This is a genomic window from Sulfuricurvum sp., from assembly GCF_028710345.1.
Lineage (GTDB): Bacteria > Campylobacterota > Campylobacteria > Campylobacterales > Sulfurimonadaceae > Sulfuricurvum.
Genome location: NZ_JAQTUH010000023.1, coordinates 1 through 9,251, shown reverse-complemented (window position 1 = coordinate 9,251; position 9,251 = coordinate 1). Strand labels below are relative to the sequence as shown.

The 9,251-nt window shown below is 40.9% G+C and carries 4 protein-coding genes; all 4 read right to left on the bottom strand.

What is annotated here, in order from left to right:
• Window positions 1-5,567, bottom strand: a 5,567-nt coding sequence (locus PHC76_RS14055) for a calcium-binding protein (RefSeq protein ID WP_300210574.1), incomplete at its 3' end; no start/stop codon positions are given.
• Window positions 5,557-6,591 carry a hypothetical protein gene (locus tag PHC76_RS14050; RefSeq protein ID WP_300210572.1) on the bottom strand — a complete coding sequence of 345 codons (1,035 nt, stop codon included), beginning with the start codon at window positions 6,589-6,591 and terminating at the stop codon, window positions 5,557-5,559. The genes PHC76_RS14050 and PHC76_RS14055, both read right to left, overlap by 11 nt.
• A complete protein-coding gene (locus PHC76_RS14045; protein ID WP_300210571.1) occupies window positions 6,592-8,400 on the bottom strand; it encodes a hypothetical protein in 1,809 nt (602 codons plus the stop codon).
• Window positions 8,397-9,047, bottom strand: coding sequence for a hypothetical protein (locus tag PHC76_RS14040; protein ID WP_300210569.1), 651 nt, complete (start codon window positions 9,045-9,047; stop codon window positions 8,397-8,399). The genes PHC76_RS14045 and PHC76_RS14040 overlap by 4 nt, the downstream gene beginning before the upstream one ends.
• Window positions 9,048-9,251 lie beyond the last annotated feature (204 nt).

Sequence of the window (9,251 nt, the reverse complement as noted above, 5' to 3'; positions counted from 1 at the left end):
AAATTTTCAATACGATAATCGGCGTTAAACCAGTTTTTAATGGTAATTTTGTCACTTAGGTCGTCAAATGCCACTCCGTCCTCTTTAATCGCCACGATCAAATCGTTACTGTTGGCGGATGCTTTGACGATTATATCGTTCGACGTGATTCCCTCTCCAAATTGAAGAGTATCGTTGCCGGCACTGTCGATAATGGTATCTGTATCGTCTCCAAGATTAAAAATGTAAGTATCATTTCCGCCGCCCCCTTGAAGCGTATCATTTCCTGTTCCGCCGATTAATCTATCGTTTCCGAGACCCGTATTGAGAATGTCATTACCTTCACCACCATTGACAATATCATTTCCGTTAGCGGTTATGATCGTATCATTTCCTCCTCCGAGGTTCAAAGTGACATCACTGGCAGTGTCAAGCAAATGTACCGTATCCGCATCTTCGGTTCCTTGTGCATTGACGATATCATTTGCATTCCATGCCGTTCCATCGCTAAAGGTGAAATTTTCAATACGATAATCGGCGTTAAACCAGTTTTTAATGGTAATTTTGTCACTTAGGTCGTCAAATGCCACTCCGTCCTCTTTAATCGCCACGATCAAATCGTTACTGTTGGCGGATGCTTTGATAATAATATCATCGGCAGTAATTCCTTCTTCGAATTTGAGGGTGTCATTTCCGCCGTTACGTAACTGTGTATAGGTTGACCAATAATAAGGCTGATAACTCTCAATATCGGTTATCGTATCGATTCCATCGCCACGACTAAAGACATAGGTATCATTTCCGCCACCCCCTTGAAGCGTGTCGTTACCTGCACCGCCATTTAGAGTGTCATTTCCATTTCCTAGAATAACCGTATCATCTCCAGCATCCATTGAAATAGATAGAACACTCTCTTTCCATGTAAACGTATCGTTTGCATCGCTTCCGATCAATGTTAAAATCTCTTCTGCACCGACAAGCGTTGATTCGTTTGAAAAACTGAAATTTTCGATTCGGCTGCCCGTACTAAACCAATCTTTTAAAACAATACTATCACTCAGATTATCAATCGCGGTTGTGCCGTCTTTGATCGCTACACGAAGATTGTTCCCCTCTTGTCGTAAGAGAATATCTCCTTGAGTAATACCCTCCGCAAATTGAAGAGTATCGTTTCCAGCACTATCGATAACAGTATCCGACCCGTCTCCTTTCGCAAATACATAGGTATCATCTCCCGCTCCACCGTTAAGCATATCGTTATCTGTCCCTCCGATCAATGTATCGTTTCCAAGTCCGGTATTAATCACATCGTTACCGTTATCACCGTATACGATATCGTTTGCAGTGCCTGTAGTGATATAATCATCACCTCCCAATAAATGTATATTTGTCGGCAGAGTCATATCGGCAGGGCGGATAATATCGTCCCCCTCGGTAGCTTGTGTCCCGATAATATCGTTAACACTCCATACGGTTCCATCGGAAAAAGAAAATTTTTCTATACGGCTATTAGGGTCAAACCAATTTTTAAGGGTGATCTTGTCACTTAGATACTCAAACGCAACGCCGTCTTCTTTAAGCCCTATGATCAAATCATTGCTGTTTGGTACAACTTTGACAATAAGATCATCTGCAACAATCCCGTCTCCAAATTGTAAAACGTCACTTCCTCCATTACGTGTCAACGTATACGATGGATTCCAATAATACGGAGCATATCGATCTTCATCTATAATTGTGTCTTGACCGTCACCTAGATTAAAAGTATAAGTGTCATTTCCAGCACCGCCCATCAGCGTATCATTCCCCGTTCCGCCTATCAGCGTATCATTTCCCACACCAGTAGTTATCGTATCACCTCCACTACCGGCATATACTGTATCTGCCCCGTTTCCAGTCACAATGACATCATTACCGCCTCCAAGATTAAGCGTAATATCTGAGGTTGTATCGAGTAATTTGGTAGTATCGGCTTCAGAGGTTCCTTGATGGGCGAGAATAGCATTGGCATCCCACGTCGTTCCGTCACTAAAGCTGAACGTTTCGATACGGTTGTCAGGGTTAAACCAATTGGTGATAGTGAGTTTGTCACTGAGCTGACTGAATGTTTTGCCGTCTTCTTTAAGGGCTATGATCAAATCATTGCTGTTGGACGAGACTTTGATCTCTATAGTATCCGCCGTTATTCCATCACCGAATTGGAGGGTATCGCCTTTGATGGAACCGAGGTCATTAATTGTTTTTGCACCGTCTCCAGTATTGAACGTATACGTATCGTCGGTATATTGGATTTGAGTAAAGTTCAGCGTTTTGTCATCAAGGATGAAGCTCTCTATTTTTCCTATCCCAAACCCATCTTTAATGGTTATGGAACCACTGTCACTATTTTCATCAAGATCATCTTTAATCGAGATAATCATATCATTACCGCTACGTCCTACACGTATATCATCAAAACGGATCCCGCCCAACTCTAATATATCGGAAGTAAGCCCGACATTCCCGCCGTCGATAATGGTATCAAACCCATCACCGTAGTGATAGATATAGGTACTGTTACGTCCCGTACCGATGAGTGTATCGTTTCCTGTTCCGCCGATGAGAACGTCATGACCGTAACTTCCGTCACCGCTGTTTGTACTATTGGCATAGAGTGTATCATCCCCTTCATCTCCGTAAAGGATGTCGCTGCCTGCACCGCCTGTGATCGTATCATTTCCGGCACCTCCATGGAGCTCTTCATTTCCGATGGCGTTTCCGGTAGAGCTGTAGGAGTAGCTTCCGTTGCTTCCATAGATTATATCGTTACCGTCACCTCCGTATACCGTACCATCCGTCTTGGCTTGGAGTGTATCTTTTCCGCTACCCCCCTCTATCGTGTCTTTGTAACTTCCCGAGATGCTTCCATCGACGTTGATCGTGTAGGTAACGCCCTCAGTTGATAATAATGCTTTAAAGCCTGTATCGCTTAGGAGAGTGCTGTCGAGATTGGATAGCGTCTCTAATCCGTCACGATGGATGAGGGATGCGAGGAGATTGGCGGCTGCGGTTTTATCCGCAGTGGTGCCTGCAGTGAAAGTGGTGTTCAGTTTGCTAAAGAGTCCCGTATAGTCAAACTGTCCCTGTGAGACGTCATATGCATCTTTACCGTAGAGCTCTTGGACGAGAAGTGTTGCGAGTACGGTATCGGTGAGTGTGTTTATAGCTTTGGTCATATATGCCGACATCTCAGTACCGATGACGTTAGCAGTTGTTTTACCGTCCACGCTCATCGTGAAGTTCTGTCCCCAGAAGGTCTCTAATATGGCAACGTCACGGGCATAGGCGTAAACACGGTAACGCCAACTTGTTGGTTGTGGGGTACCACCATATAGATATCCGTGATTTAAAATCCATTGCTCACCTCGTGTTTTAGTCGAATCGATATTATCCGTTTTTGTCCAGAGGGCGAGGATGTTTTTAACGTCTCCTAAGAGTGAGCTATAGGTAGCAGTAGAAGATTTGGCGAGGAGTGCGGTAACGGCGGATTCCAGTTTTGTATTAGTGTTCATAGCAGCTGAGAGGTTTCCTGCTCTTCCTGCTCCACGGTAATCAGGCAATGCGGCTACGGAGTCTTTGAGTGTTACGGTTGTGTCACGTGCGGTGTCTTCTGCATTGGTCATAAACCATACGTCATTAACGGTATTGGTCTGAGTGGTGGTGTTACCATCGCTATCTGTGCTTACTTGAGTAAAGCTAGAGGTTTGGCGAATGTTGTTGAGGGTTTCGTAATCATCAGGAGTGCTGTAGTCTAGGTTGATAGAGGTCACTCCGAGTTCACGCAGGCTATGGAGTTCTCCGCTGTCGGTAATACCATCGCTGTTAGCATCTTGCCAGAGTTGGAGGGCGTTATAGATATTATCTTTTGCATCGATCACGCCATCTTTATTCTCATCGTATTCTCTCAGTGCCTCAAAACCGTTAGCGGCTAAGGTTCCGTTTTTAAGTACTGTATTGTTTCCGAAGAGTTCGCTTCCGTTGTTGATGATGCCGTCTTGGTTTTTATCGAGGACTAAGAGTGCGTCACCCTCTTGTATCCAGGCGGTACGTTGTCTCACTCCGTCGTTATCCATATCAAAATGGGTATCGGTATCATAGATAAAGGTAGAGGTGACTCCGTCACCGTTTAGGTCGAGTACTAAGGGAGAAGAGAAGTTCGGGCTTGGTTCGGGTGGAGGGGGAGGTGGTGGAGGCGGTGGGCAGGAACCTCCCCCTCCTCCTCCGTTATGGTTTTCAATACTGAGGGTGATTCCCAAATTTCCGTTGACGAAGTTTTGGATAGTGAGTGTTTCACCTGTTCCGTTTTTCGTAAAGGTGAGTTTGCCGCCGGAAAGTTTGTAGATTCCTCCGTCCCCCTCGTATTCTGTCTCATTGTGACTTCCAGGCGACCCGCATGATCCGCCGGAATCGGTAACCTTTTTTACGCCTCCGCTAAGTTTAAACCCTTCGAAGAGTACTCGTCCGCTTCCATCGGAATCTTTGATCGTGTCGCCGTTGCCGCTGTAGTAGGTGTCGTAGCCTGTGCCGCCGTCCATATAATCGGCTCCGCCGTTACCTATTAGAATATCGTTGCCTCCGTTATGATCGATGAGAACATCATCCGCCATTGTCCCTGCAAGAGTATGGTTAATAACCTCGCTAATCGTTGTCCCTACATCTATAAGGACTTTGGTAGGGTAGTTAAATTTAATACGTCCATCATCGATTAGCCATGTATTGAGCATGACAAGGTCTTTCGTCACCATACCGTGAGATGCGGCGATTTGGGAGAGAGTATCCCCACCTTTGACGGTATAGATACCGTAGCTCCCCATATCGAGTTTTTCACCCACTCGAATTTTTATTTCAGAGAGGAGGAATGATACGCTATCGATATGGCTTACTGCATTACGAAGCTCGATTGTGGAGAGGTTGCGGATGTCGAGGGTGCGGGTGCCGATGGTGAGCTTATTGGTATCTGTTTTCAAAATAGCAGGAACAAGATTATTAATCACTTCTGCGTTATCTTGTATTGTTGTTAGATTTTTTTCTACAGAATATTTATATACTTCAATATTACCTTGATAAGCTGCTTTTTCAACATTTTTATCTGGCCATAATCTTAAAATTCCTTCTTCTATACCTTTTCCAGCAAACCAACTTTTTGTTTTTGCTACAACATAACCTCTTAATGCCATCCCTAAATATACAACTGCTCCTGCAATTTGATCTGCGCCTTCTACTGGCGTGCCCGCATAAACCAGTAAAGCTCCTGCGGCAGCCTGTGCCATAGCTTTTTTTATCTCTCTGTCAAATACGACATCAGCAACAACTTTATTTGCTGTCTCAGCAATAATATGTTTTGTTCCATCAGGGTCTTCTTTATATTTTAAATACAAATCATATTGTGCTAGTGCATTTCCATTGACTGCACAATACTGTGTCAACATATGATAACCCTTACCACTTTTTTGCATTGCATCCAAATCTGCAAGAGTTACCATATCACATACAGCATCAAGAGTATTTTTTAGTTCTTCAGGAACACCTGTATTTGTATTATCTGCCATTGTTGACTCCTTTTAGTTGTTGAAAAGTTATTTCAATTTGATTAATTTCATCTCCAAAGTTTGGACATGAGTTTTTTATTTGTGTTAAAACAATACGATCTCTTTCCCTATCTTCAAACATTTTTTTAACTTTTTGGTTGGGAATATCATCGTTTTGATTTTTTCTATTTAAACTCTTGATATTTATGAGTTTTATATAGGTTAGATAGGATGGTATGTATTTGTTTGTACATATGTTTTGAGAAGAAAAATTTACCATGTCATTAAAAATTAAAAACCTAACTCTTTCATTTAGGTTATTTAAGATAAATAATTCCCATCCACTTTTAAATTGATCTTTTTTTAGAAATCGTACATAAGCCACATAGGAATCATTTGCATAAGCGTTAATATTTTTATCATGCAGATATGTTCCAATTTTTTCTTGTTTTGTATTACCAGTATAATGTTTTTCTACATCAATATTTGAAAGATGTGTTGCAAACATCGTATGCATTGCAGATGATTCATATTTTCCAAAATCTACTCCTTTTACACCATCATTACCAATTTTTATAATGTAGCGAGTTAGTTTATTTCTTAAGTTCATTTCTTCATTTTTAGGTAACGAGTAAATGTCCATGGATGTATCAATTCTTTGGGAAGTAGAAAGATTATAGATATATGCATAAGTTAAATACCACCATACACCGTCTTCTCCATTATGTGGCTGTATTAATACTTCCCCTTTTTCAAAGAAATAATCTGTTAAAACTATTAAAGGCTTCATCAGCCAAGAATCGTAATCAACAAATAAATATGTATGTGTAGCATTTATCCATAACATTGAAATAACATTTGCATGAATAAAATAACTTGTCGCTTCCTGATTGATCGATTCATCTGCTTTGACAATGCGCTGTGTAGCAAAATAAAAATTAAAGTGAATAGCAATAATTACTAAAGGTATTGCTATTAAAATTATGAGCCATTTTGGCAACTTCCTTTTTTTGAGTTGTTGAGTTTGGAGTGTTTCTTGTTCCATTTAGGCTGCCTTTCTTTCATTTTTAATTTCATTCATAGCCGTTGATAGATTCTCTGCTCTCCCTGCTCCACGGAAATCAGGAAGTGCGGCAACGGAGTCTTTGAGTGTTACGGTTGTGTCACGTGCGGTGTCCATGTTATTGGTCATAAACCATACGTCGTTGATACTCTGGGTTGTTCCCTCGGTGGTAGTAAATGTAGAAGTTTCTTTGAGTACGTTGTTTTCTTCATAGTCTGTGGCAGTCGTATAGCCTAGGTTGATCGAAGCAACTCCGAGTTCACTCAGGGCATGGAGTTCTCCTGTGTCGGTAATGCCGTCACTATTAGCGTCTTGCCAGAGGTTGAGGGTGTTGTAGATGTTGTCTTTGGCATCGATCACGCCATCTTTGTTCTCATCGTATTCCTTAAGGGCTTCAAAACCGTTGGCGGCTTTGGTTCCGTTTTTTAGGAGAGTGTTGTTACCGAAAAGTTCGGTTCCGTTGTTGATCTTGCCGTCTTGGTTTTTATCGAGTACCAACAGTGCATCATCACTTTGTACCCATCCTGTATGTTCACGTGTTCCGTTACTGTCCAGATCGAAATGGGTGGAACCTTCAGATATAAAGATAGAGGTGACGCCGTCACCGTTTAGGTCAAGTACGAGTGGAGAAGAGAAGTTCGGGCTTGGTTCAGGTGGCGGAGGCGGTGGTGGAGGCGGAGGGCAGGAACCTCCCCCTCCTCCTCCGTTATGGTTTTCAATACTGAGGGTGATTCCCAAATTTCCGTTGACGAAATTGGCAATTCTCAGCATTTCACCGTCTTTTACAAACGTAAGTACTCCATTTGATGAAAGTGTATAAGTACCGCCGTTTCCATGATAGATACCGCTTCCGGCAGGGTTACATTCACCCGCTTCAGCTTCTCCTCCCGTTAAAAGAGCATTTTCAAATACAACACGACCGCTTCCGTCATCGTCTTTTATTGCATCATAATTTCCGGTAATATAGGTATCATAACCTTTTCCGCCGTAGAGGACATCGGCTACTCCGTCATCGTTTCCATAGCCATCAGTTCCGATCAATAGATCATTGCCATCCCCACCGTATAGTTGATCCTTACCTGCGCCTCCGATCAACTGGTCGTTACCGCCCATACCGTATAAAACATCATCTTTTGTGTTACCTGTCAGTATATTCGATGATCCTTCGCCTTGGGCGTAGATGGTTCCGTCTGGGAGAGTGACTTTGAGGACGCCGTTGTTTTTCTCGATTCTTACGTTAGGTACATATGAGTTGATATAGTCTGCAATATTTTTCTTAGCAGTAATATACTCGTTATATTGGAGTTCATAGGTGGATTGAACTACTTGCTCTCCATTGATCATAATTGCACCGTGTCGATCATAGAGTACTTTTGCATAGTCCAAATGCAGCATGGTTCCGCCAACCATGTAATTAAAGTCTTTTTCATACTTCCAATATTGGGTAGCTACATCGGATTTGATATATTTGTATGCGTCTTTTAATAAATTTCCAAGCGTGATGTCATTAGCTTCTAAAGTTACAAGACCAACTTGTATTAAGGCACTACTTGGAGGAAATGCAATTAAAAAAGCATCTTGGATTGCATCTCCAACTACACCAACAATAATTTCATCAAGACTATCCTCATTTGTGTATGAATTTTTTACACTCTCTAATATTATATCTCCTCCACTTTTTTGTACTAATACATAATATTCACCTGCAGTATTACCAATTTTTTCAGCACCTTTGTCATGTGCCTTATCCCAGATTTTTATCCCTGCTTCTAAAATCTCAACTGGTGTCATTTTATAAACTCCTCATTAATATAATCAGTTATAATTGTTGTTTCTACCGTGGTAATATCCACACTACATTTTTCCAAAAAATATTCCTTGACCATTTCGTATTCATCATTATCGTTAGGCAATATATTGATTACCCTTCCATCTTGTGTACTAATAAGAATCGCATCAAAAAGTTTATAAGCACTAAGTCTATTTTTAAACAAATGAAAAATAAATTTTTCGATAATTAAAACAATCAGTAAAGGTGATAACAACTTTGAAAGCCAAATCCGAATTGTCCAGTCGGGATCCATTTTTTGTTTTTTTCTATAAAAATCATTGAACGTTCTTTCGATACTTGAAATTTCATTAATATGTATGCTTTCTAAAACTTCAGTATCATCACGATATACAAACGTATCTGTTTTCAATTCAACAACTCTTTTAGCTTTTCGTAAAACGAAGTAAAAAGTAACTGCTGGGAAAAAAATTAATGCCCAAAATGCAAAACTATCCTTTTTGTGAAAAAAAAGTTCTAAATATAAAAAAACTGCACCTACTATAAAAATAAATGGCATGTGTATCTTTGGATTATAATCCTCTATCACTATTGGGTCTTTGTCATAATCTCTCGGTGTTGAGGGATTGGTGTTTTGTGTTTCACTCATTTAGGCTACCTTTTTATTTGATGTTGAACTCTCGCTCATATAGTGCACCGCTTTATCTCTCTTCATCAGTATCTGCCCCTTTTCATGTAGTTTCACCTTGATATGATCTGTAACTATTATTTCTCATTAAGTGTCTTTCCCATTCAAAAGTAATGTTGAGTATTTACTTTTTTGAAAAAGTTCCGTCGAAATTCTTTTACCCGG